The organism is Paraeggerthella sp. Marseille-Q4926 (assembly GCF_916618935.1).
GTDB classification, from domain to species: domain Bacteria; phylum Actinomycetota; class Coriobacteriia; order Coriobacteriales; family Eggerthellaceae; genus Paraeggerthella; species Paraeggerthella hominis.
This window is the reverse complement of the sequence record NZ_CAKAKF010000001.1, coordinates 647,704-671,699: the sequence shown is the minus strand read 5'-3', so window position 1 is coordinate 671,699 and position 23,996 is coordinate 647,704. Positions and strand designations below refer to the sequence as shown.

General features: G+C 60.2%; 18 protein-coding genes. 7 read left to right on the top strand and 11 right to left on the bottom strand.

Features of this window, described 5'->3' with window-relative positions; all coding sequences use genetic code 11:
* Positions 1-13 precede the first annotated feature (13 nt).
* The 7 genes from proB to LG373_RS02705 form a co-directional block, all read right to left on the bottom strand.
* The gene (gene proB / locus LG373_RS02735; protein ID WP_225748915.1) at positions 14-1,168 is read right to left on the bottom strand and encodes a glutamate 5-kinase; all 1,155 of its coding nucleotides are present in this window, start codon (positions 1,166-1,168) and stop codon (positions 14-16) included.
* Positions 1,168-2,562: a GTPase ObgE gene (obgE, locus tag LG373_RS02730; RefSeq protein WP_114567595.1), complete on the bottom strand. Its 1,395-nt coding sequence runs from the start codon at positions 2,560-2,562 to the stop codon at positions 1,168-1,170. The genes proB and obgE overlap by 1 nt, the downstream gene beginning before the upstream one ends.
* Positions 2,563-2,716: 154 nt before the next feature.
* Positions 2,717-2,968: a 50S ribosomal protein L27 gene (gene rpmA, locus LG373_RS02725; protein ID WP_114567596.1), complete on the bottom strand. Its 252-nt coding sequence runs from the start codon at positions 2,966-2,968 to the stop codon at positions 2,717-2,719.
* An 18-nt stretch (positions 2,969-2,986) separates the two neighbouring features.
* Entirely contained in the window at positions 2,987-3,382 is a 396-nt protein-coding gene (gene rplU / locus LG373_RS02720) for a 50S ribosomal protein L21 (RefSeq protein ID WP_225748914.1), read from the bottom strand.
* A gap of 371 nt (positions 3,383-3,753) precedes the next feature.
* Positions 3,754-6,381, bottom strand: coding sequence for a DNA polymerase I (polA, locus tag LG373_RS02715; protein WP_225748913.1), 2,628 nt, complete (start codon positions 6,379-6,381; stop codon positions 3,754-3,756).
* 129 nt (positions 6,382-6,510) lie between these two features.
* A complete protein-coding gene (locus tag LG373_RS02710) occupies positions 6,511-7,182 on the bottom strand; it encodes a winged helix family transcriptional regulator (RefSeq protein WP_114567599.1) in 672 nt (223 codons plus the stop codon).
* A 42-nt stretch (positions 7,183-7,224) separates the two neighbouring features.
* The gene (locus LG373_RS02705) at positions 7,225-8,568 is read right to left on the bottom strand and encodes a glutamine synthetase family protein (protein WP_225748912.1); all 1,344 of its coding nucleotides are present in this window, start codon (positions 8,566-8,568) and stop codon (positions 7,225-7,227) included.
* Positions 8,569-8,800: 232 nt separating this feature from the next.
* On the opposite strand from LG373_RS02705, the gene LG373_RS02700 reads away from it, so the two are divergent.
* Together LG373_RS02700 and LG373_RS02695 are read left to right on the top strand one after the other, a co-directional pair.
* Positions 8,801-9,289, top strand: a complete 489-nt coding sequence (locus tag LG373_RS02700) for a universal stress protein (protein ID WP_114567601.1) — start codon at positions 8,801-8,803, stop codon at positions 9,287-9,289.
* Between the two features lie 71 nt (positions 9,290-9,360).
* Positions 9,361-10,488 (top strand): glycosyltransferase family 2 protein, encoded by a 1,128-nt coding sequence (locus LG373_RS02695; RefSeq protein ID WP_225748911.1) that lies wholly within the window; start codon positions 9,361-9,363, stop codon positions 10,486-10,488.
* A 12-nt stretch (positions 10,489-10,500) separates the two neighbouring features.
* Here LG373_RS02695 and LG373_RS02690 read toward each other — a convergent pair whose 3' ends face one another.
* On the bottom strand, positions 10,501-11,550 hold the full coding sequence (locus tag LG373_RS02690; protein WP_225748910.1) for a glycosyltransferase family 2 protein: 1,050 nt from the start codon (positions 11,548-11,550) through the stop codon (positions 10,501-10,503).
* 104 nt (positions 11,551-11,654) lie between these two features.
* Between LG373_RS02690 and LG373_RS02685 the strand changes: the two genes are divergently transcribed.
* The 5 genes from LG373_RS02685 to LG373_RS02665 all read left to right on the top strand — a co-directional run bounded on the left by LG373_RS02685 (position 11,655) and on the right by LG373_RS02665 (position 17,605).
* On the top strand, positions 11,655-13,817 hold the full coding sequence (locus LG373_RS02685; protein ID WP_225748909.1) for a hypothetical protein: 2,163 nt from the start codon (positions 11,655-11,657) through the stop codon (positions 13,815-13,817).
* A 41-nt stretch (positions 13,818-13,858) separates the two neighbouring features.
* On the top strand, positions 13,859-15,181 hold the full coding sequence (locus LG373_RS02680) for a glycosyltransferase (RefSeq protein WP_225748908.1): 1,323 nt from the start codon (positions 13,859-13,861) through the stop codon (positions 15,179-15,181).
* A 110-nt stretch (positions 15,182-15,291) separates the two neighbouring features.
* Positions 15,292-16,518, top strand: a complete 1,227-nt coding sequence (locus LG373_RS02675; RefSeq protein ID WP_225748907.1) for a DegT/DnrJ/EryC1/StrS aminotransferase family protein — start codon at positions 15,292-15,294, stop codon at positions 16,516-16,518.
* On the top strand, positions 16,518-17,123 hold the full coding sequence (locus LG373_RS02670; protein ID WP_225748906.1) for a sugar transferase: 606 nt from the start codon (positions 16,518-16,520) through the stop codon (positions 17,121-17,123). The genes LG373_RS02675 and LG373_RS02670 overlap by 1 nt, the downstream gene beginning before the upstream one ends.
* Before the next feature lie 128 nt (positions 17,124-17,251).
* A complete protein-coding gene (locus LG373_RS02665) occupies positions 17,252-17,605 on the top strand; it encodes an Hpt domain-containing protein (protein WP_114567607.1) in 354 nt (117 codons plus the stop codon).
* Positions 17,606-17,705: 100 nt separating this feature from the next.
* On the opposite strand, the gene LG373_RS02660 is transcribed toward LG373_RS02665, so the two are convergent.
* From LG373_RS02660 to LG373_RS02650, 3 genes are all read right to left on the bottom strand, one after another.
* Positions 17,706-18,677 carry a DMT family transporter gene (locus tag LG373_RS02660; RefSeq protein ID WP_225748905.1) on the bottom strand — a complete coding sequence of 324 codons (972 nt, stop codon included), beginning with the start codon at positions 18,675-18,677 and terminating at the stop codon, positions 17,706-17,708.
* Positions 18,674-20,464, bottom strand: a complete 1,791-nt coding sequence (locus LG373_RS02655) for a phosphotransferase (protein ID WP_114567608.1) — start codon at positions 20,462-20,464, stop codon at positions 18,674-18,676. The genes LG373_RS02660 and LG373_RS02655 overlap by 4 nt, the downstream gene beginning before the upstream one ends.
* A gap of 191 nt (positions 20,465-20,655) precedes the next feature.
* On the bottom strand, positions 20,656-23,898 hold the full coding sequence (locus LG373_RS02650; protein WP_225748904.1) for an N-acetylmuramoyl-L-alanine amidase: 3,243 nt from the start codon (positions 23,896-23,898) through the stop codon (positions 20,656-20,658).
* Positions 23,899-23,996 lie beyond the last annotated feature (98 nt).

Below are 23,996 nucleotides of genomic sequence, written 5' to 3'. Positions count from 1 at the left end.
TAGCCGAACCGGCCTACTCGAACACCACAAGCTCGTCACGGTGAACAAGCGGGCGCTCCGCCAAGCTTGCCAGCAGGCGATTCGCCTGCAACTGCGAGCGCGTGCGCCCTATGGCAAGCGCGGTCTCGTCACTTGAAAACGCCGCTTTGCCCCGCGCGAACAGATGCCCTGCACCGTCTTTGATGTCGACGATGTCGCCCGGATCGAAACGACCTTCCACCGCGCGCACCCCCACCGACAAAAGCGAGCTGCCCTTGCATGTGAGCGCCGCCTTGGCGCCGTCGTCCACCACCAGCGATCCGCGTGCTGAATCCCCAAGCGCAATCCACAGCTTCTTCGGGGTGATCTCGTGCGGCTTCTCAGCCGCGACGAACCGCGTCCCCACGTCTTCGCCGGCAGCCACGTCGACGATGACGTTCTCGCGACGGCCATGGCAGATGACCATGGGGATGCCCGCAACCATGAGCACGCGCGCCGCCTTGATCTTGGTGATCATGCCGCCCGACCCTACCGTGGTGCCCGCGCCGCCCGCCACGGCCATAACTTCCGGGCCGATGGCCTCGACGCACGAGATAAGGCGCGCGTCGGGATGATGGTGCGGGTTCGCATCGTACAAGCCCTCGATATCGGACAAGATGATCATGAGGTCCGCGTCGATGAGGCACGCCGTCAAAGCGGCGAGCGTGTCGTTGTCGCCAAAGCGAATCTGCTCGACCGAGATCGTGTCGTTCTCGTTCACAATGGGCACGACCCCCAGGTCGAGCAGGCGCAGCAACGTGTCGCGCGCATGCAGGTACGCGTTTCGATCCGCCGTGTCGCGACGCGTGAGCAGCACGGTCGACGTCGTGATGCCATGGGGCGCGAACGCTTCGGCGTAGGCCGTCGAAAGCGCGCTCTGCCCCACCGAAGCCGCAGCCTGCAAGCTGGGCATGTCCGAAGGTCGCTTGGCAATGCCGAGCGCCTCCAGACCGCACGCGATGGCGGCCGACGTCACGATGACGGGCTGCCAGCCGACGCTCTTCGCACGGGTTATCTGATCGGCCAGCTTCTGCAGGTACGCATAGTCGATCGAACTTTCCGAGGTGGTGAGCGTCGACGACCCTATTTTGATAACCAGGCGCTTCCCTTGCATCGGATGCGCCGCATCGGCCACACGGTCTGCTTTCATTACAGATCAAGCTCCTTGTACAGGTCCTCCGCCGTGCGCGCCGATTCGAACTCGAAGGCGCGACCCACGATGCGGATCTCGTCGCCGTCCACAGCTCCTGCGCGCTCGAGCGCCTGCTCCACGCCAAGGCGCTTCAGGCGATGCTGCAGAAACAGAATGGCCTCTTCGTTTTCCCAGTCGGTCTGCACGACCATGCGCTCGACGCGCGGACCCTCCACGCGGAACACGCCGCCGCCCAGGGGAACCACCTTGAACCTTCTGTCGCGTGCTTCGCGCTTGAGCTCCCACACGTGCTCGTACTGCACGTCCTGCTCGGCATGGGCGCGCGCCGCTTCGCGCAGCTCGTGCACCTTCGTGGCGATGGCGGCCTTCAAGCCGTCGACGCCTTCGCCGGTCAACGCGCTGATGCAGTACAGCTTCGGATCGATGGAACTCTGTCCGAACTCGTCGCCGTCGGCCGCAGCAAGCGAGTCCTCGCGCACGCGCTGCGCCAGCAGCTCGCACGCCTCCTCCACGCCCGGCACGTCGATCTTGTTGGCCACGACGATGCGCGGGCGATTGGCCAGCTCGTCGGCGTACAGCGCAAGCTCGCGGTTGATGATCTCGTAATCCTCGAGAGGATCGCGGCCTTCCCAATCGCCCGTCAAGTCCACCACGTGCACGATGAGCGCCGTGCGCTCGATGTGGCGCAGGAACTCATGGCCGAGGCCCTTGCCCTCGTGAGCACCTTCGATCAGGCCGGGGATGTCGGCCACGACGAAGCTCAGGTCGCCCGAACGCGCCACGCCGAGGTTCGGAACCAGCGTGGTGAACGGGTAATCGGCGATCTTGGGGCGCGCGGCGCTCATCTTGGCGATGAGCGACGACTTGCCCGCCGACGGCATGCCCACCAGCGCAGCGTCGGCCATGAGCTTCATCTCGAGCTCGATCCAACCCTCCTGTGCGGGCTCGCCCAATTCGGCGAAGGCTGGAGCGCGCCTTCTGGACGTGACGAAGTGAATGTTGCCGCGCCCGCCCATGCCGCCTTCGGCCACGGTCACGCGCTCGCCGTCGTGGGTCAAGTCGGCGATGAGCTCGCCCGTTTCCTTTTCGTCTTCGAAATACTCGTGAACCACCGTGCCGACGGGCACCTTGAGAACCAGGTCTTCACCCGTAGCGCCGTGCATGCGGCTTCCCTTGCCGTGCGTGCCGCGCTCGGCCTTGAAATGATGCTTGAAGCGGTACTCGATAAGCGACGACAGACTTGCGTCGGCTTCGACCACCACGTTGCCGCCATGCCCGCCGTCGCCGCCGTCGGGCCCGCCCTTGGGTACATGGGCCTCTCGGCGAAACGACATGCAGCCGGCACCGCCGTTGCCGCCCCTTACATGAATGCGTACTTTATCGATAAACACGAAAGCGTTCCTTTGTATTCGTTTCGCATCTCGCGTTTTGGAGGTGCGATCTACCGGTATCCAACCCAAAGGATTGTATATGAAAAAGTGCCCCCTGACGAACAGGGGGCACCGCTCAACATAAGAATGTTATGCTGTCGTAGTCAGCAGACCCTTACGCCTCGGGGCGCACGTGGACCTTGCGCTTGACGCCGCGCGTGAACTCAAGCGTGCCGTCGCACAGGGCGAACAGGGTGTCGTCCTTGCCGCGGCCGACGTTCTCGCCCGGATGAAAATGCGTACCGCGCTGACGAACGATGATGTTGCCCGTCTTCACAGTCTGACCAGCGAACATCTTCACGCCCAGTCGCTGCGCGCGGGAGTCGCGGCCGTTACGGGTAGACCCGAGACCTTTCTTGTGAGCCATGGTGTTCCCTCCTTGCGCTTACTCGGCGTCGTCCGACGCAGGCTTTTCGGCGGCCTTCTTGGCAGCCGGCTTCTTCTCAGCGGTCTTCTTCTCGGCGGCCTTCTTGGCAGAACCCACCGACTCGATCTCGACGCGCGTCAGCTGCTGGCGATGGCCGCGCAGCTTCTTGTAGTTCTTGCGCTTCTTGAACTTGAAGACCAGCTGCTTCTCGCCCTTGAACTGCTCAAGAACGATAGCGGTGACCTTCGTGGCAGCTGCCTTCGTAGGATCAGCCTCCACCTTTTTGCCGTCAACGACGCAGATTGCCTCGAGTTCAACCTTTGCGCCGACCTCGGCGTCAAGCTTTTCGATGTTCAGCTTGTCGCCAGGGGCAACCTTGTACTGCTTGCCGCCCGTTTTTACGATTGCGTACATGAGTGTCTCCTTGATATAAATAAACGCAAGGCGATATCTTAACAGCGTGACCGTAGCAAGTCAATGTGATCTTATGCACAATCTCCGCGTATCATCGCACTCTTCCTACGCTGTGCCTCCACAGAGCACAACATTTATATGATAGCAGAACTTTCGTAGCTACGCACGGCGGCGTGGTGTGAATTTTTTGTTAGTTGCAGCTCTCACGCGGGTCCAGAAGAGCCAGCGAGGGCCGGCCCGGTGCCACAGATTCGCGGGATCCTGCAAGCGACGCGTACTTCGGTACGCAAGCTTGCGGGATCGCGGGAAGATGGGGTGCCCGGACGGCCCGCAGCATCGGCGAGGGCCGGCGGCTGGCAAGCCGCCAAAACCTAGTGCGACTCCGCCCAGCTGTCGCCGAAGGATACGTCGGCCACCAGCGGAACGCGCAGCACGGCCACGCCTTCCATGACTTCCTTCACCATGGCCGACAGGCGCTCGATCTCATCTTGCGGCACGCTGAAGTCCAACTCGTCATGCACCTGCAAAAGCAGCTTCGCCTGGAAGCCCTCGTCCATCAACCGACGCTGGACTTCGGTCATTGCAAGCTTGATGATGTCGGCCGCGCTGCCCTGCATGGGATGGTTCATAGCCGTGCGCTCCCCGAAGCCGCGCTGGTTGGCGTTGCCGGCCTTGAGCTCGGGGATATGACGCTTGCGCCCGAACATGGTTTCCGCGTAGCCCTTTTCCTTGGCCACGGCGATCGTCTCGTCCAGGTACGTCCGCACTCCGGGGTACGCCTCGAAGTATCGTTCGATCATCTCCTTGGCTTCGCCGAAGGGGATGCCCAGGCTTTGGGACAGGCCGAACGCCTGCTGCCCGTACACGATGCCGAAGTTCACGGCCTTGGCGCGGCTGCGCAGCTGAGGCGTGATCTCCTCCACCGGCAGACCGAACACGCGGCTGGCCGTAGCGGCATGGAAGTCCGCGCCGGAGCAGAACGCCGCCACCAGATGCTCGTCGGCGGACAGGTGCGCCAGCAGACGCAGCTCGATCTGCGAATAGTCGGCCGAGAGGAACTTGCTCCCCTGCTCAAGGGGCATGAAGCACTCTCTGATCTTGCGGCCGAACTCGGTGCGAACCGGGATGTTCTGAAGGTTCGGGTCGGACGAGGACAAGCGCCCCGTGGTGGTGACCGTCTCGTTGAACGTAGTATGCACGCGACCGTCTTCGGCGCGCATGCGCGGCAGCGCATCGATGTAGGTGGACTTCACCTTGGAAAGCTCGCGGTAGCGCAGCACGAGCTCGGGCAGCTCGTGCTCCTTCGCCAGCTCCTTGAGCACTCCCGCATCGGTCGAGTAGCCGCGCTGGTTCTTCTTGAGCGGCTTGAGGCCCAGCACCTCGAACAGGATGTGCGAAAGCTGCTTGGGGGAATCGAGGTTGAACTCCTCCCCCGCCATCTCCACGATGCGGCCCCGCAGGTCGTCGAGCTCCACCTGCGTGCGCACGCCCAGTTCGAACAGGCGATCGTAATCGACCGCCGCGCCCGTGCGCTCCATGATGGCCAGAACCGCCACCAGCGGCAAATCGATGTCGAAGTACGCGCGTTGGCTGCCCTCGCGCCGCAAAGCCTCGGTAAGCGGCTCGACCAGCGCGCGCGCCGCAGCGGCCTGAGCGGCCGCCAAGGATGCTTCGTCCTTCGTATCGGGCAGCACGCCGCCGCAGTACGCGTCCAGCAAAGCGTCGTAGGAGTACTCCGCAACCGAGGAATTCAGCACGTAACCGGCAAGCCCCAGATCGAACGCGCGCATGCTCGAAAGATCGCCGTCGGAAACGAGCGCGCGCTTGGCCGTGTCCGGCGGGTACACCCGATGAACGTCCAGCTTGACGTCGAGCGAGGCGAACGCCCCTTCGCGCACGATCCGCGCGAATGCCTCCAGCCCGGCCTCGTCCTCGTACAGCGCGGTTCCCTCGCTCGTGCTGACCGCGCAATGCAGCCCCGCGCTGAACAGGGACGCCTGCTTGGGCTCGACGAACGACACGCCCAGGGTCTCGCCGCGCTCCAAGGCGGCGGTCACCAGCGCGTCAGCCTCGGCGGCGAAGAGCACCGGCTCGACCACGAGGGGCGCCGCCTTCTTTTCAAGCTCTTTGCCGACCAGCTTGAGCACGCGGTTCAGGTGCGCGTTGAACCGCACGCCCTCGAACGCCGCGGTCACGGTTTCCGGGTCGAAGTTCGGGAAGCTGCACGACTCCAGATCCAACGGGAAGTCGAGGTCACGCACGATGGTGGCCACCTCGCGACTGGCGAAAGCGGCGTCCTTGTTCTCGACGATGCGCTCCTTCTGCTTGCCCTTGAGCTCGTCGACATGCTCGTAGAGCCCTTCCAGGCTGCCGTACGCCTGCAAAAGCTTCGCGGCGGTCTTCTCGCCGATGCCGGGCACGCCGGGGATGTTGTCGGAAGAATCGCCCTTCAGGCCAAGGTAGTCGGGCACCTGCTCAGGACTGATGCCGTAGCGATCCAGCACCTCGGCCGGCCCGTATATGGCCACGTCGGTGATGCCCTTTTTCGTGGTGACGATGCGCGTCTTGTCGGTAGCCAGCTGATAGGCATCCTTATCGCCGGTCACCAGCAGCGTTTCGTAGCCCAGCGCCTCGTCGCGCGCGGCGATGGTCCCCAGCACGTCGTCGCCTTCCCAGCCTTTGATGCGTACCACCGGCACGCCCATGGCCTCCAAAAGCTCCTCGATGATGGGAAACTGAACCTTCAGATCGTCGTCCATGGGAGGGCGCTGCGCCTTGTACTGCTCGAGGGCCTCCATGCGAAACGCCGGACGGCCCGCATCGAACGCGCAGATGAGAGCGTCGGGAGCCGCGATGTCGATGAATTTCAGCAGCATGGACAGAAACCCGAAGACCGCGTTGGTGGGACGCCCGTCGGGGGCGTTCATGGTGGGGGGAACCGCATGGTACGCGCGATGCATGAGCGAGTTGCCGTCGATGACTGCTATCTTCTTCGACATGAATACCTCCGTCGGCGAGTGTTTTGAGGGCTTAGTATAGCGCAAGCGCTCGCGCCGCGCAGTCCACCGGGAAACGACCACGCGCCGCCTACAAGCCGAATCGCGCAGGATGCGCGCGAAGTCCGGCGATCACGCGCTCCAAAGATAGCCGACCCCGCGAACCGTCTCCAAATGCTGCGCGAGGTCGGGCCCCAGTTTCGCGCGAACGCGGCGAACGTGAACGTCCACCGTACGGCTTCCCCCGTAGTAGTCGAAGCCCCACACGCGGCGCAGCAGGGCGTCGCGCGAATACGTGCGCCCGGGATGCGTAACCAGAAATGCAAGGAGCGCGTATTCCAGATACGTCAGATCAAGCGGGTCGCCGCCTATCGTCACCTGGTACGTGGCAAGGTTGATGGTCATGTTGTCAACCGCAAGAACATCGGAGGTGGTTCCTTCGTTTCCCGGCCACAACAGCTGCCGAATGCGCGCGGCGCACTCGTCCGGCCCGGCGCCGTGCACCACGAAGTCGCTTTTCACCTGCACGGGAAGGCGGAAATCGGCCAACTGGTCCTCGTTGACGATGACCAGCAGCGAAGCCGTTCCCTCCTCCAGCATGAGCGACTCGACCTGGGACACGTTCGACAAAGAGCCGCTGCGCGCCTCGTAGATAACCAGGTCGCACGAAGCGTGCTGCGAGAGCAGCTTTTTGAACTGCACGGACGAACCGGCCACAACCGCCACGTCCAAGCTTGAAAGGACCTGTTGGAACTTGTGGGCGTTGTCCAGGCTGTCGGCTATGAATATGACGGTCTTTCTCATAGGAAACCCCTCCGATTCCCCGCAGGCCGCACGGCGCCCATGCTACAGCACCGCCAGATACCGATCGCGCTCCCAAGGGGAAACATGGGCCAGGTAGTCGTTCCATTCGGCGCGCTTCGACGCCACCAGGTAGCCGTGAATGTGATCGCCGAGCGTCGCGCGCATGAGATCGGATGCGGCGAACAGCTCGATGGCCTCCCCCAAGCTTTCCGGAAGCGTTCGAACGCCACGCTGCCGCAAGTCTTGGCGCGAGAGCGCAAGAAGGCTCTGGTCTTCAGCAGGATCGGGCAGTTCGAGCGTTTCCTCGATACCCGCCAAGCCGGCGGCCAGCATGACCGCGAACGCCAAGTACGGGTTCGCGCCGGGATCGGGGCTGCGCAGCTCCAAGCGGCACGCCATCTCGCGATTCGGACGGTACCCCGGCACGCGGACCAGCGTCGAGCGATTCGCGCGCGCCCAGGAAAGGTAGATGGGAGCCTCCCCGCCCGCCACCAGGCGCTTGTAGGAATTCACATGCTGGTTGGTGACCGCGCAGAATTCGGGCGCGTACTTCAAGAGCCCGGCAAGGTAGTGCTTGGCAACCCTCGACAGCCCGTAGCCCTGCGGATCGGAGGGATCGAAAAACGCGTTGTTGCCGTCGAGGTCGAACAGGCTCTGATGCACGTGCATGCCGCTGCCCGGCTGGTCGGCCATGGGCTTGGGCATGAACGACGCGTACACGCCGTGCTTCATGGCGATCTCTTTGACGACCAGCTTGTAGGTCATGACGGCGTCGGCCATGGACAGGGCATCGGTGAAGCGCAGGTCGATCTCATGCTGGGACGGGCCGTTCTCGTGGTGCGAGTACTCCACGGGGATGCCCATCTTCTCAAGCGTGAGCACGGTGTCGCGGCGCAAATCGGACGCGTAGTCGAGGCTGGTCAGATCGAAGTAGCCCCCTCGATCGAGCACTTCGGTGCCTTCGGCGTCCTTGAAATAGTAGAACTCCAGCTCGGGTCCCACGTTGAACACGTACCCCATATCCTGGGCCTTCGCCACGGTGCGCGCAAGCACGTGACGAGGATCCCCCTCGAAAGGCGCGCCGTCGGGCGTGCGGATGTCGCAGAACATGCGCCCCACCGCATTGGCCTCGGGGCGCCAGGGAAGCACCTGGAACGTCGAGGCATCCGGATAAGCCAGCATGTCCGATTCCTGCGTGCGGCAGAAGCCTTCGATGCAGCTGCCGTCGAAGCCCATGCCGTCCGCGAACGCATCCTCCAGCTCGCTGGGAATGACGGCGAACGATTTCATGGTGCCCAAAACGTCGGTGAACCAGAACCGGACGAAGTGGACGTCGCGGCCCTTGATGGTCTTCAAGACGAAATCCTGCTGGGGGTTCGCGGTCATACGCACCTTCCTCGTTTGTGGCTCGCCGCTGCAAGCGACGCTGCGTTTTTCGGTCGAGCTTTATTATACCGCCGCTTGTTGCAAACGCGTTACGGGCTGCACCCGGGCGCGAATCGCCGCACGCCGGCATGCCAGATAACGAATCGAGGGCACGTTGTTCGCGCCACGCGAAACGTACGGCGCCCATGGTACACTCAAGCCATCGGACAAGCCACCAACCAGGAGGTGCCGCATGAAATTCACCAACATCCTCGTGCCGTTCGACACGTCGGAGCATGCCCTGCGCGCGCTCGAAATCGCAAAGGGCCTTGCCGAGGAAGATCCCGCCATCAAGTTGCACGTTATCGACGTCATGTACGTATCCGAGTTCCCGCCCGCCATGGGCCTTGACGCGAACCCGTACGAAAGCCTTCCCGAGCCCATCATCGATCCCAACACGTACGACAAGCTGGTCGAAAACGCCTGCGCGCGCGAGAAGGCCAACATGGACAAGGCCATCGGCTCTATGCTTGACGGCCTGCCCAACGACGTGACCGTTGCCGCCGTAAACGAACCGTCCGTGGTCGACGGCATCAATCGCTACGCGCGCGAGCACGGCTGCGACCTTATCGTGATGGGATCGCGCGGCCTTGGCGTGCTGCGCGGCATGCTGGGCAGCGTGAGCTACGGCGTGCTGCGCTCAGCCGAAGTGCCCGTGCTGGTGGCGAAAGACGCCGAATAGCTGAGTAGATTGCACGGACGAGCGGGCCGCTTTCGCATGCGCTATACTCTTCTGCGTCGAAAGGAGGGCGCATGGCGAAGCGGCCCGCAAGCATTTGCGCCGTAGTAACGGCGCACAACGTAGAAGAATGCCTGGGAGAATGCTTGGCATCTCTTGCCGCGCAGACGTTTTCCGACTTCGAAGCCATCGTGGTAGAAGACGGATCAAGCGACGAAACCGCACGCATCGCCAACGAATTCGCCCTGCAAGACGATCGTTTCCGCGTGGTTCATACATCCAATCTAGGAGCCGCCGGCGCTCGCAACCATGGCCTTGCCCTTGTAGATTCCCCGTACTTCATGCTGCTCGACGGCGATGACGTGTTTCTGCCAACCATGCTGGAAGCCCTGCATGGCCAAGCGATACGTTGCGAAGCCGACGTTGTCGTATGCGACATCGTGCAGTTCGATCACAATTCGGGAGAGCGCACCGCCGCCCCTTGGGCGCTCAAGGAAAGTCAGCTTCCCAACCTTGCCGAAACCCCCTCGTTCTCATGGCGAGACGTGCCCGGAAACGTGTTCGCAGCGTTTATGGGCTGGCCGTGGGACAAGCTCTACCGCACGGCTTTCGCGCGCTCCGCAGGTTTAAGCTTTCCCGACGATCTATCCAATAGCGAGGACATGCTGTTCACCTACCAGGCCATAATCCTGGCGCAGCGCATCGCCGTAGTCAACGAAGTGCTCATCGAACACCGCATAGGCCGCGGCGGGTCGGTGTCCAACTCGCGCACGCGAGACCCTTTCGCTTTCTACGAAGGGCTGTGCCGCATGAAGCGCTTTTTGCAGGAGCAGCCCGACGGCGCATGGCAAAGCCTTCGCCAGCCCTACCTCAACTGGGCGCTCGATTGGACGCTGTGGAATATCGAGACCATGTCCGATCAAGCCATTCGCAATGAACTAGCGCGGCATCTCGGCGCGAACGGTTTTCCGGAGCTGGAGCTGGCCGGCCACGAACCCGCCTACTTCACCGGCTATCCGCGAAACATGGCGCGCTACGCCTCCGCTTTGAACGACTGGTCCGGCAACAACCCCGATCAGGGGCCGCTGGGGCCCTTGGCCGACCTTCCTTACGGAAAGTTCAAGCCCTGGTGCCAGGCAAGTCTTTCCGAAAAGATCGCCATAAAAAGACGCATGCGCAAAGCCCTCCCCACCGAATGGTGAGAGAAGATCTTTCTATTCCTGGTCTTTCCTTTTCGCCTGGGGCATGATCACGCGGCTCTTCACCCAGCTGGGAAACGCCAGGAACAGTCGCCCCAGTCGATACGTGCGCGACCCTTCAAGTTCGTCGTACACCCCTTTAAGGACCCTGTGCAGCTCCAGGATATGCAGGTCGAAATCAACGCGGTCTTGCAGGTCGAGCCCCTCGCGATAAGCCTCCCTGTCCGCTTCGGAAATCTCGAACAGGTAGCGCGCGGCCACTTCGCACGTATGGAAGACGCGCGCGGCGTACGCATCGCAGAAATCCTGGGATTGCCCGGACGCATGCTCCAAGATCCATGCGCGCAAGGCCTGCTGCACGCGAAACAGCCCATCGACGTTGCGCATGCTGAAGGCGGAAGTCATGGTAGACCCCTCGCGCATCCGCCGGCGATACAGAGGCTCGTTGAAAAACGCCGCACGTCGAGGCAGCGGCATAAGCTCCATGAGAAAAAGCAGGTCCTCGTGAATGATCCCTTCGCGAAAGCGCAAGCGAGCGTCCTCGATGACGGAACGTCTGACGGCATACAGGCACGACGACGGCCGAAACGCCTCCGTCTTTTCGAACGCCACGTACAAATCGACCCCTGACATAACCCCATCGATGGAAACGCGGCTCTCCTGATCCTCGTAACGCGTGCGCCTCAGCGTGCGATTCTCGTAAAACGTCTCCGCTGCGAAGTAAAGCTGATCCAGATCATCACCCGCTATACGGTCGGCGATCGCCTGCAGGGCATCGTCGCGATAGTAGTCGTCGGAGTCGAGAAACAACACGTAGTCCCCCGTCGCATGAAGAAGCCCGACGTTGCGCGCAGCAGACTGCCCGGCATTTTCGGACTGCTCGAAAAACAGGAAGCGCTCGTCGTCCCCGGCATGAAGCCTTGCAACCTGCAGCGTCTCGTCCGTCGAAGCGTCATCCACTACGATAGCTTCAAAATCTCGATACGTCTGACGTTTCAGCGACTCGATGCAGTCGGCGATGTAGGGTTCTACATTGAAGGCAGCAACAATAACGGAAAACCTCATCGGAGCGGTCCCTTCCTTTGGGAGCAGTTCGACCATTATAGCGAACGCGAAGTCCTGAGATTATAATGGTCGAACACCTCCATCTCAAGCGAACAGGACCCTTCGTGAAGAACACCCGCGTACACGCCCTGGCCTTCGGCTTCGGCGCCGCTCTCGTGCTGACCACGTTTGCGTTTCTCTATCTGAACCTGGAAAGCATCGAAGCCGATGCGGGGGCGAGCGAGTTCTTCCTCTCCTGTGCAACAAGGCTCGCCCTCGTGCACAACCTCGTGCTCGTTGGCGTAGGCTTGATAGCGGGAACGGCTGCGGCAGCCCTGATCTTCTCGCACCGAATACGCTGTACGGAGTTTCTGTACAGGTATCGTTGGCCGATTGCGCTCGGGGCGATCGGAATCGGGACGTGCCTGGGAATATCGGGTTCATCGCTTGGCATGTGGTACGACGGAAGCGGATGGGACGGGACCCTGTTCGGAACCGCGCGCTCGTGCCGTTCGGACGAATTCCTGGTCAACACGCCCATGGCATTCGCGCAAGGCTTCGATGACACGGGAGCATGGCCCTACTTCGGAGAAACGTTTCGCGGCACAACGAGCGACATGTTCATCGTGTACGGGCAGCCCGTTGCCGACCCAGCCGTGATCTTCCGGCCCTTCCATTGGGGCTACCTGCTGCTCGGCGCGGAACGAGGCCTTGCTTTTTTCTGGTGCGCACGCGTGGTCATGCTGTTCATGTGCACGTTCGAAGTGGGAATGCTCGTTGCGCGGCAACGCCGTGGCTTGGCGTGCGGGCTCGCGCTGCTGGTGACGTTCGCGCCGGTCATCAGCTGGTGGCTGGATGTCAACGGATACGTGGAGATGATCGTATCGTGCGAGGTCATGCTGCTTATCATCGCCGGATACCTGAAAACGTCCTCGTACCGGGTGCGCATCGCATTAGGGTTGCCGTTCGTCGTATGCGGAGGATGCTTCGTCCTCACGTTCTACCCGGCCCTTCAGGTGCCGATGGCGTATCTTTTCTTCACGATGGCAGCCGTCTACATCGCCCTGCATTGGCGGGCGGCCCGCCTGAGCCGCAAGGACGCGCTTATCGTTGGAGGGTTCTTCCTTCTGTTCTGCGTCGGCATGGCCTACGTGTTCGGAAAGTCATGGGACACCGTGCAAACGGTTCTGAGCACCGCTTATCCGGGCCATCGAGCCGACTGCGGCGGCGGAGCCCTGCCCTTGCTGGCTCAATACCCTCTAGACGCGCTCACGCCCTTGCGATCCTTCGCCGACAGCCTGCGCATCGACGCCTTCGCCTCGGTATACGATTTCTTTCCCCTGGGCATCCTGCTGTCGCTTTGGGGGGTGCCCGGGGAACGCACGCGCGATGCGTACCTCATCGCTTTGCTGGCGCTGAGCGCATTTCTGGGCTGGTACTGCTTCGTCGGCTTCCCCGAATTTCTGGCAAAGCTTACGCTCATGAGCCTGAGCACGGGAGGGCTGTACTCCAAGGCGTTCATCGCGTTCGGATTGACGAACCTGCTCCTGCTCATACGGGGCCTCGCGCTCCTGAAGGCCAGGCCAAGCCGTATAGCCGCGGCAGTTGTCGCGATCGTCGCAAGCGGCGCGATCATGACGGGATCGGCCGCAGCGTTTTCCTGGTTCTACAACAACGCGAGCTTCGCCGCATGCGCGCTCGTGCTGATCGGAGGAATGTACCTGTTGCTGCGCAGCAAGGCCGGAGCCGACGGAGCCCTCGTAGCTTACTTGGCCACGATTGCGCTGTTTATGGGCGTGCTGGTGAACCCCGTGCAAATAGGGGCTGCCCCCATCTTGGAAAATAAAACGCGCGCAGCCGTGAGCGCGATCAACGATGCGAATCCCGGCTCTCGCTGGGCGGTGACCGGAGAGGATAGCTCCGCTTACGCCGATCTGGCAGCCACGAGCGGCGCCGCAGTCATCAACACGTGCAACGTCTATCCCAACTTGAGCCTATGGCGAGCCTTCGACCCAACAGGCTCGTACGACGACGTCTACAATCGCTACGCGCATATTTCCATAGAAGTCGTGCACGGCGAAACTCACTTCGGAGACGCCGCATTCGACAGCTTCACGCTGTACGTCAATCCCTCGGATGTCGCATTGCTGGAAGCAGACTATCTGGTATCTACGCAGGACCTTGGATTATTCTCGACCGACGAAGTGTCTTTTGCACCCTTGGGAGAAGCCGTAAACGGACGCACTGTCTACGAAGTGCATCTGCAGGATCAAAGAAGCGCCGTATAGCCGCGGCGATTTCCCCTACTCCTTTGCTATACTTGCGACCCATGGATACCACACAAAAACAAGCGCGCACGCGCAACCGCAACTGCAAGCGCATCGCCGTTGTCACCATGGGCGTGAAGCTCGGCGACGAGACGCGCGGCTACACGCGATTCCGCTTCCTTTCGGATCTGCTCGTTCGCGAGGGGTTCGAAGTCGACCTCATCACGTCGTCGTTCCAGCATTGGGAGAAAGCGCATCGAGACTGCTCGAAGGCGTGCTACCAGGATCTTCCGTACCGCATCGTGTTCATCGACGAGCCCGGGTACACGAAGAACCTGGACTTGGCGCGCATTCGCAGCCACCGCGTTGCCGCAAAGAACCTGCGCGCGCATTTTGATCGCACGGCAGGCGAATACGACCTGATTTACGCCGAAATTCCCCCGAACGACGTCGCGCGCGCATGCGCTGAATGCGCCGACAAGATGGGGATCCCCTTCGTTGCCGACATCAACGACCTTTGGCCCGAGGCCATGCGCATGGTGGTGAACGTTCCGGTGGTGAGCGACATCGCGTTCTACCCGTTCGCACGCGATGCGCGGATCGTCTACCGTCTGCTGTCGGGAGCCGTGGGCACCTCCGACGAGTACGCCGCCCGCCCCGCCGCAGATCGAGAGCGACCCTACCCCAAAGCCACCGTATACGTGGGAAACGACCTGGCCGCTTTCGACGAAGGCGCACGCGCTCATGCGCACGAGATCGTCAAGCCCGACGGCGAAGTGTGGGCAACGTACGCGGGAACCCTGGGCGCCAGCTACGATTTGGCCACCCTGATCGAGGCGTCGGCGCTTCTTGAGAAGGATCGCCTGGAGCACGCCGCCCGACATGCATCCGAGCGCACCACGTACGGCCCGGCTCAAGAGCGGCCCCACCCGCCGGTGCGCGTGAAGATCCTGGGCGACGGGCCGGATCGCGCCAAGCTGGAGGCCCTTGCCAGCCAGTTGGAAGCGCCTGTCGACTTCCTGGGCTACCAGGACTACGCAAGCATGGCTGCATACCTGTGCGCGTCCGACATCACGGTGAACTCGCTGGTGAAGTCGGCGGTCCAGAGCATCGTCACCAAGATCGGCGACTACCTGGCAAGCGGAAATCCCCTGATCAACACCGGATCGAGTCCGGAATTCCGCGCAAAGGTAAGCTCCGACGGAATCGGCCTCAACGTCGAAGCGGAAAACGCAGCCGCCCTTGCGCACGCCATAGGAGAACTGGCCGGCAACGCGTCGCTGCGCAAGATCATGGGCGCGCGCGGACGGGCCGTAGCCGAACGCGAATTCGACCAGCCGCAATCCTATCGGGAAATCGTAACCCTGCTGCGCAATTTGCTGTGATGTTTAGTTGAGCGCTCTCGCCAAATAGGCAAGGTCGCGTCACAATAGGGTTTCTCGCGCCCAATCGCACCAGCGCGCGAGGGATCGCACGGAACACGAGGAGCACGCTCTTGACCGAAAAGAAGCATATCCCGTTCTCTCCCCCCGACATCACGGATGCGGAGATAGCCGAGGTAACGGACGCCTTAAAAAGCGGCTGGATCACAACGGGACCCAAAACCAAGCAACTCGAACAAGATCTGGCATCGTACGTGGGCACCCCTCGCGCGGCCTGCTTGGCATCGGCCACGGCTGCGCTCGAGTGCGCGCTGCGCGCGCTGGGCATAGGGCCGGGCGACGAAGTCATCACCTGTGCCTACACCTACACCGCATCGTGCTCCCCCATCTGCCACGTAGGTGCGACTCCCGTATTGTGCGACACCGCCCCCGGTTCCTACGAGATGGACTACGACGCGCTTGGCAGCCTGATCACGGATCGCACCAAGGCGATCATCCCGGTGGATATAGCCGGGCGCATGTGCGATTACGACCGTTTGTTCCAGGCGGTCGAGAGCGCAGGCGCATCGTGGACGCCGGCGAACGACCGGCAAGCCGCCATCGGTCGCATTGCCGTAGTAGCCGATGCGGCTCACGCTCTGGGCGCACGCTACCATGGCGAAAGCTGCGGCTCGGTCGCGGACCTCACCACGTTTTCATTCCACGCCGTGAAGAACTTCACCACGGCGGAAGGCGGCGCGCTCTCCTGGCGCCCCGGCTTGTTCGATGATGACGATTTCTACCACGGACTTATGCTCCAATCGCTTCATGGCCAGACCAAAGACGCCCTCGCGAAAACCAAAGCGGGCGCTTGGGAGTACGATGTTGCTTTTCCGGGCTGGAAATGCAACATGACCGACATCCAAGCCGCCATGGGGCTTGCCCAGCTTCGCCGATACCCCGGGATGCTGGAACGTCGCCGCGAACTGATAGGTTTGTACGAACGGGCTTTCGAGGGGATGGATCTGGATATCCTGCAGCACTACGGAGACGACTTCGCATCGAGCGGACACCTTATGCTGGTGCGCCTGACGGGCAAATCGCAGGAATTCCGCAACGCGCTGATCGAGCGCATGGCCGAAGAGGGCGTGTCCACCAACGTTCACTACAAGCCGCTGCCGCTGCTGACCGCCTACCGCAATCTGGGATTCGACATCGCCGACTTCCCGAACGCGTTCGCTCAATTCGAAAACGAGGTGACGCTGCCGCTGCATACCTCGCTTTCGGACGACGACGCACGCTATGTCACGGAAACGTTCAAGTGCTCTTACGAAGCCCTTGAAGCAAAGGGCGCCGTCTGATGTACGCACGATTCGGAAAACGAGCCTGCGACCTGGTCGTAGGCATAATCGCCCTGCCCTTCGTCCTATTGATCATCGCCATCTTGGCGCCGTTCATTCATTTCGAAGACAAAGGACCTGTGTTCTACAACGCCCCGCGCGTGGGAGTTGGCGGACGGGATTTCAAAATGTACAAGCTGCGTTCGATGAAGGTGAATGCGCCCGATCTGGTCATGGAGGATGGTTCCACGTACAACGGAGCCGACGATCCGCGCATGACCCGCGTAGGCGCATTCATGAGGAAGACGTCGCTTGATGAAATGCCGCAGTTTCTCAATGTGCTGAAGGGCGACATGAGCGTAGTGGGGCCCCGTCCCGACTTGCGCCGCGAAACCGAGCTTTACGTTGGCGACGAGCATTTGAAGCTTACGGTCAAACCGGGCGTGACCGGTTACGCAGCCGTGTACGGTCGCAATTCGCTGCCGTGGCACGATCGCCTGGCGCTTGACGTCGAGTACGTGCGCACCATGAGCTTTCCGTTGGACGTGAAGATCTTCTTCAAAACGTTTTCTGCAGTATTCAAGCAGGAAGGCGTGTTCGTGGAAGACGAGCGTGAGCAGTCATAACTACCCGCTGGTCGCATTCCAGCAACGTTCGCATGACAAATAACGGATAAGATCCCCCTGATCAGCTGCTTAAAGGTATACTTCCTTCCTTGCAAAGCCGAACGCGACGCGATGGAAGGATGACGAGCATGGCACTTGACAACACTGAACTTGCCAAAAGCGGCATCGACTATGTCGAGGCCATGGAGCGCTTCGGCAACAACGAGGACCTGTATCTTCGCCTTGCTGTGAAGTTTCTTGACGATCCTCATTTCTCAGAACTTCAAAAAGCCATGGATCGCGAAGACATCGAAGGATCCCAGCGAGAGGCGCACTCCCTCAAAGGGGTGGCCGGCAACCTCTCGTTCAAGGACCTGTACCGAGCAGCCTGCAAGATGAACGAAGTCCTGAACGCAAGCGATATGGACGGTGCTTGGGAGCTGATGCCCGACACCCAAGACGCCTACGACCGTGTGTGCGATGCGTTGAGGAAGATTTCCTAAACCGAAACAACCACTTCAATAAAACAAGGGGCGGGTTTGACGACCATCCTTCTAGCCTACGACCGAAGAAGAGTCGCCAAACCCGCTCCACCTGAATCTTTTACCGCACGTCAGCCTTTTCCTTACGTCCAAACAATTCGTTCCAATCGCTTGCAGCCAACACCGTGCCCACTAAAATAACAATGCAGCACACAATGGATATCGGGGTGGGAACCGCACCCTGCAGTACAAGCGCAAACAGAACAGCCCAAGCTGAATAACTGATGTTAAGGGCCATGGACTTCGCTGCGCCAATAGGCGAAGAGATGCTCTTGTAATAGAACAGGTACGAAATCGTACCTGCAAGAGCGGCTAGCGCCACAACGCCGGTCGCGAAGCTAGGAGCTGCCATCGCCGTAAAGCCCCAGGCACCGAACAGGGGCAGCACGACAATGGCGTATGCAAGAGCCGATGTCGTCTCACGAATCTGCAAAGCCGTCTCGTTGTCAACCACATCATCGCGCATTCCCCAAGCGCAGATGACCGCTTCGGAGCCCCACCCCAAAACACATAGCAGTGCGCCGAACAACCCCAACAGCGGATTTCCCAACTCGGAACCGCCAGATGACACGTATCCCATCACGATGATGCCAGCAAGAGCCGCCAGCAACGCGACAAACTGCTTGGGGGCCATTCGCTCTTTCAGAAACACGAAGGCCAGAAAGGCGCCGACAGCAGGATAGAACGACGAGATAATAGCTGTATAGCCCGCACCAATGTTGTTAATAGCAATAACGTAGCCGGTCATGCCCACTGGACCGCCCAGCAACGCTCCAAGGACAACCGCTTTGCCGCTACGCGTCTTAAGAGCAGCAACCGTATCCCCCAAGCGACCCTTAACCCCCATGTATACAAACATCCAAATTGCGCAAAATATATCATGAAGCGCAGCACTTGCTATGGCTGCAAACGCAAGCGCCTCAGCAGTGCCGACGTAGGGCGCCATAGACAAGCCCATGCCCAGAATCACCGTGTCAAGGCCCCAAAGCAAACCGCTTGTCAAGCCAAATTTCATATTCCCAAAGCCCTTCATGACACTCCCCCTCGATCGCTCCCCCGACGATACCAACCCAGCACCTTATCCAAATAATCTTTCGCATAGCGGTAGTAAATATAAAGCCATTCGCCCACCATGTCGCCCTCGGCTTCTTTAAGCAACGACCATACGTACCAGCACCATCCAGCAAGGGCAACGAAAGCAAAGTTATGCCTCCGCTCCTCCGCTGAAGGCTCGCGCCCAAAGTAATAGGAAAGAGCACGAGCAGCCTCAGCCTCATCAAGCTGGCAGCACACCACGAAAGTCCCGAAATCGCTGGCATAATCGGACATGCCCGAATACTCCCAATCGATAAGCGACATCTCGTCCTGCTCGTCAATCAAAAAATTCAACATGAAGAAGTCGTTATGAGTCAAACATACACGCGTATCATCTTTATCAACGAAGCGCTTGAGCTCTTCCGCCTTTGCAGCCATTTCGGCATAACCAGGCACTTCTATTCGACTTACCTTCTGCTCAAGCAGATGCTCGTAACGCTTTCCCTCTTCAAAAAAGTCGAACGACCGGCCAACACTCGCGCCTGACCCATGGAGGCGCCGCGCCATTTCCATGGCTCGTTTAACTTGCGCAGGGTCACGAGGATCAAGTTCGCGACAATTCGGAATGAAGCGAGACAGCTTCCATCCCTTTTCAGGGTCTTCGACAATAAACGTGCTATCAAGGCCCAGATCACGCGCCACTCCTTGAGCAACTACCTCGGCCCGACGATCGATGATGCCCTCAGTGCCAATGCCTGGATGGCGGTACACGTATTCGGCATCCCCGACGCGAATATGGCATGAAAGGTTGGTGAGCCCCTGTTTCAGCGGATACACATCGCGAATGTCGTCTTTACTGCATCCGAGCGCAGACACGATATTATCGAACGCCTCGGAGTCGACGTTCCTGAGAAAATAGGGATCGAATTCGCGCAGTTCGTCAAGCGTATCAAACTCGAATACGGTACCAGCGGGGTATTCGCGCGCAACCATATCCAACTCTGCAATATGATCGACATAAAGTTCTTCCCACAGCTTGTCCACCGTAGCAGGGGCGTCGTACTCGTCTGAAAGAATGCGGGCAAACGTACCGGAAAATTCTTTGTCGAAGTACACATGTCCAAGCATAATGAGCGCATCACGACCGCCTATTTCAACCGACACAATGCGATTACCAGACCCTAGACGCATGCACCATTCCTTTGTAGGACCCGATTGATACTGAGCCGCGTAATATGCCTTCCATACATACAGTTCGAAGGGATTTTCGGCAAAGTAATTATCAGACGAACAGATGAACGTGTTACGCAAACGCTCGCGAACCACCATGAGAGACGAATGATTGTTGCGAGAAGCATACTCGTCGTTGACCACGATGGATACGCCGAACTTCTCCTCAAGATAGAAGAAGTACTCCTTCTTATACCCTACTACTACCGTTATGTTATTGATGCCAGACTCCTGCAGTTGGCGAATCTGGCGCTCGATCAGTATCTCTCCGCGAACATACAGTAATCCTTTGGGCTTTTCGTAGGAAATAGGCGCAAACCGCGACGAAAGACCCGCCGCCAAGATGATGGCGTTGTCAACCTTATAAGGCAATAATGCTTCTCGACCCGCATCGGTAAGTGCCCCAGCCTCAATCAAGCCCCTGTCCGAAAGTGCTTTATACGCTGTGTTAACCGACCCCAACGACAATCCTGCATGAGCAGAAATTGCACGTTGACTCATGTCCGGCTTCCTATCGAGTGCAGCAAGCACCGAAAACTCATTCTTTGTGATCAACCGTGCATCCTCTCATGCATACCCGTGAATTAATTCATTCAATGTTCATTTTTCAAGATAGTATAAACGATTTGAACGGTATGTTCAGATAATATGTGCTTTCATAAAATTTGAACACAAATTGTAATGAAGCCCTCCGAAAAGGAAGGCTTCATTCGCGAATAAGCAATACTCGTTTGGAATTAGTTCAATCAGTAGGAAAGCAGCCTACCCAAGGAGTCCATGATTTTTGCTCCATACGTCTTATCTGCAGCCCACGTACCCGATAGCTTGTCAACCGTCGGCGCTGATCCGCGCTTATCGGTCAAGTACTTGAACCGAGGATCGACACAAGGTTGATTAAGCGGGTCGGTCGAAGCATACCCTTTCAGATGCTGGGCCTGGGCTAAAAGTCCGGTCTTCACATCAGGGAACGAGTCCCCGGAAACGCCATTACCCGTTGCGCCGATTCCCCCAAAATTGCACTGGATCCTCCCGTCCTTGTCCACATCGCCTCCGAACTGCAGCCAGCCTGTCTCTAACATAGCCTGAGCAAACAGCACCTCCGCGCGAACGTTCTCGGCTTTTGCCTGATCAAGAAGAACCTGGCAGAAATCGGAAATGGTGGGAGCTCCTCTTGTGGCGTACTTGTACGAAGGGTACGCAACGCCCTGCGCGCTGTAGTATGCAACCATCTGCTGCACCGTAGCGGATGAAGGCCCCATGACAGAATCCGAAGGAAGCAGCGCTCCCGATGCATCAAAGCGATATGTTTTGCCATCGATGGTCACGGCTCCGATGGCCATCACACCGGATTCATTCAGATAATAGCGCTTATCCCCCAGATCGAGCCAGCCGGTCTGCATGGCGCCGGAGGCGGACAGGTAGTACCAGGCCCCGCCGTCCTTGAACCAGCCGCCGGACCTCATCGCACCGGAACTCTCAAAGAAGTACCGCTTGCCGTCCGATGCCTCGGCCCAACCCGTGGCCATCCTGCCGGACTCGGGGTCGAGCCAGTACCAGGCCCCGCCCTGCTTGAGCCAGCCGGTCTGCATGGCGCCGGAGGCGGCCAGGTGGTACCAGGCCCCGCCCGAGCTCATCCAGCCGCCGGACCTCATCGCGCCCGAGCCGTCGAAGTAGTACCACGTCCCGTCGGGCGTCTTCGCCCAGCCCGTGGCCATCCTGCCGGACTCGGGGTCGAGCCAGTACCACGTCCCGCCTAGGCTCAGCCAGCCGGTCTGCATGGCGCCGGAGGCGGCCAGGTGGTACCACGCCCCGCCGGAGCTCATCCAGCCGCCCGCGCGCATGGCGCCCGACCCCTCGAAGTAGTACCACGTCCCGTCGGGCGTCTTCGCCCAGCCCGTGGCCATCCTGCCGGACTCGGGGTCGAGCCAGTACCAGGCCCCGCCCTGCTTGAGCCAGCCGGTCTGCATGGCGCCGGAGGCGGCCAGGTGGTACCACGCCCCGCCGGAGCTCATCCAGCCGCCCGCGCGCATGGCGCCCGACCCCTCGAAGTAGTACCACGTCCCGTCGGGCGTCTTCGCCCAGCCCGTGGCCATCCTGCCGGACTCGGGGTCGAGCCAGTACCACGTCCCGCCCAGGCTCAGCCAGCCGGTCTGCATGGCGCCGGAGGCGGCCAGGTGGTACCAGGCCCCGCCCGAGCTCATCCAGCCGCCCGCGCGCATGGCGCCCGATCCCTCGAAGAAGTACCGGTGGCCGTCCGATGCCTCGGCCCAACCCGTGGCCATCCTGCCGGACTCGGGGTCGAGCCAGTACCAGGCCCCGCCCTGCTTGAGCCAGCCGGTCTGCATGGCGCCGGAACCCGCTAAGTAGTACCAGGCCCCATCCAGCTTCGACCACCCGGTCTGCATGGCGCAAGAATCGTTAAAGAAGTACCGTTTTCCTTCTATTGTCTGCCAGCCAACAACCGCATACGAATTCGCGTCGAACCAATATCTCTTCCCTTGAACCTGCTGCCAGCAGTTCGTAGCATACGTTCCATCCGCCAGCCTCAGCTTCCAGCGACCGCCATCAAGCTCCCAAGCCGAAGAAAGTTTGTACGTCTCGGCGATCCCCTCGGCATCGGCGTAACCGAGCTTCCTCAAGAACGACTCGTCCTTCAGCTTGGCACTGTCGTCCCCGTTGGATAAGAAGGCGTGCTCCACGATGATTCCCACGATGCCGGCCTCACGGCTAGCCTCGATAACAGTGTAGTAATCTTGAATGCTTCCATCCGGATAATAAAATGGCCCTTCGCCATCCACGCGTTCGGAATCGCGCACCTTAATGCCACGGTCAGCCAATCCGAGCGCGGTCAACTTCTCCAAGATCTTGCTAGAAAGACGCCCGCCCTCTTCATGGAGCTCCTGGCGATACGTGCTGTCGTTGGGATACCACACCTCAGCCCCCTGCGCCGAAGAAGCGGTCGAGGAATTGGCATGCAGGCTTACGAACACATTAGCGCCCGCCGCAACCGCACGATTGACGCGCTCGGTGAGACCCACCCTCTCGTCCTGTCCGCGCGTCAGATAAACCTCGACGTTCGCATACGCCCCAAGCGCTTCCTTGCAATACTGCGCAATTTTCCAAGTGACGTCCTTTTCGACCAGACCGCCACCCGAAGCGCCGGGCTCACTTCCCCCATGGCCAGGATCCAGGGCGACAACGAACTTTCCCGAAGGGGCACGACCTACGGGAACCGCAGACCGCCCCGTAACAGCAGGAGAGCCCTCGGCGGACAGCTGGACAGCCTCGTCGAACGAAGCCGCCTCCTCAAGCTGACCGTCTTCGGCAAGCGCAAAAACAGACACGTCCGCAGCATCCCCTTCTCCGCCACGCGAGGACACCGAAGCATTCGAAGGCTCGACCGTAAACGCGTACGGCTCGCCTTCCCATGAAGACAAATCAACAGCCAACGAACGACCGTCGGACATCGTCGAAGCCCCCATCCGATCAAGTCGATACTCACCCGATTCCGCAAGCCCCACAGAAAAAAGCGCTGCGTTTCCAACGAATTCCGAAGCTGCCACCTTAATCGATTCGCCTGAAGGAGCAATCAGGGTTAATTCCGCAGACGACAGCGCAATCGACTCATCGTCAAACGCCACAACAACAAGCTGGGAGTCCCCCACACACGGAGAGCTTTGGTCGAAATAGACAAAACCTACGCGTTGATACTCAACGGAGTCGACCGCGACCGCCTCGGACGACTGCACGCCCAATCCGCCGTCTTCAGCCTCAGGAGTCGCTACAGTTCCATCCGCCCGCGAGTCCAAAGCACCCGACAAGTCCTCAGAAACGCCCCGTTCACCCGACGCCTCCTGATCAACAGCACCCGATGCGGCTTCGCCATCCTGAGGACGAGCGGACGCCAAAAGAGGCGCAACCGGAACAAGCGCGCAGGCGAGAGCCAAAGACAAGGATAGTTTTGCCAACTTAGATACAACCTGGTGCATAGCGCACCTCCGTACTTTAAAACAACGGTGGACCCTTTCATAAATTCCGCAATGACCGAGTATACCAGCAAACGACGCGCCAATTCCAAAGCACCTTT

Bases quoted from the DNA above. Each gene is read 5' to 3' on its own strand.
- proB (WP_225748915.1), bottom strand. From the start codon at position 1,168: ATGAAAGCAGACCGTGTGGCCGATGCGGCGCATCCGATGCAAGGGAAG.
- rpmA (WP_114567596.1), bottom strand. From the start codon at position 2,968: ATGGCTCACAAGAAAGGTCTCGGGTCTACCCGTAACGGCCGCGACTCC.
- rplU (WP_225748914.1), bottom strand. From the start codon at position 3,382: ATGTACGCAATCGTAAAAACGGGCGGCAAGCAGTACAAGGTTGCCCCT.
- polA (WP_225748913.1), bottom strand. From the start codon at position 6,381: ATGTCGAAGAAGATAGCAGTCATCGACGGCAACTCGCTCATGCATCGC.
- LG373_RS02710 (WP_114567599.1), bottom strand. From the start codon at position 7,182: ATGAGAAAGACCGTCATATTCATAGCCGACAGCCTGGACAACGCCCAC.
- LG373_RS02705 (WP_225748912.1), bottom strand. From the start codon at position 8,568: ATGACCGCGAACCCCCAGCAGGATTTCGTCTTGAAGACCATCAAGGGC.
- LG373_RS02700 (WP_114567601.1), top strand. From the start codon at position 8,801: ATGAAATTCACCAACATCCTCGTGCCGTTCGACACGTCGGAGCATGCC.
- LG373_RS02695 (WP_225748911.1), top strand. From the start codon at position 9,361: ATGGCGAAGCGGCCCGCAAGCATTTGCGCCGTAGTAACGGCGCACAAC.
- LG373_RS02690 (WP_225748910.1), bottom strand. From the start codon at position 11,550: ATGAGGTTTTCCGTTATTGTTGCTGCCTTCAATGTAGAACCCTACATC.
- LG373_RS02680 (WP_225748908.1), top strand. From the start codon at position 13,859: ATGGATACCACACAAAAACAAGCGCGCACGCGCAACCGCAACTGCAAG.
- LG373_RS02670 (WP_225748906.1), top strand. From the start codon at position 16,518: ATGTACGCACGATTCGGAAAACGAGCCTGCGACCTGGTCGTAGGCATA.
- LG373_RS02665 (WP_114567607.1), top strand. From the start codon at position 17,252: ATGGCACTTGACAACACTGAACTTGCCAAAAGCGGCATCGACTATGTC.
- LG373_RS02660 (WP_225748905.1), bottom strand. From the start codon at position 18,677: ATGAAGGGCTTTGGGAATATGAAATTTGGCTTGACAAGCGGTTTGCTT.
- LG373_RS02650 (WP_225748904.1), bottom strand. From the start codon at position 23,898: ATGCACCAGGTTGTATCTAAGTTGGCAAAACTATCCTTGTCTTTGGCT.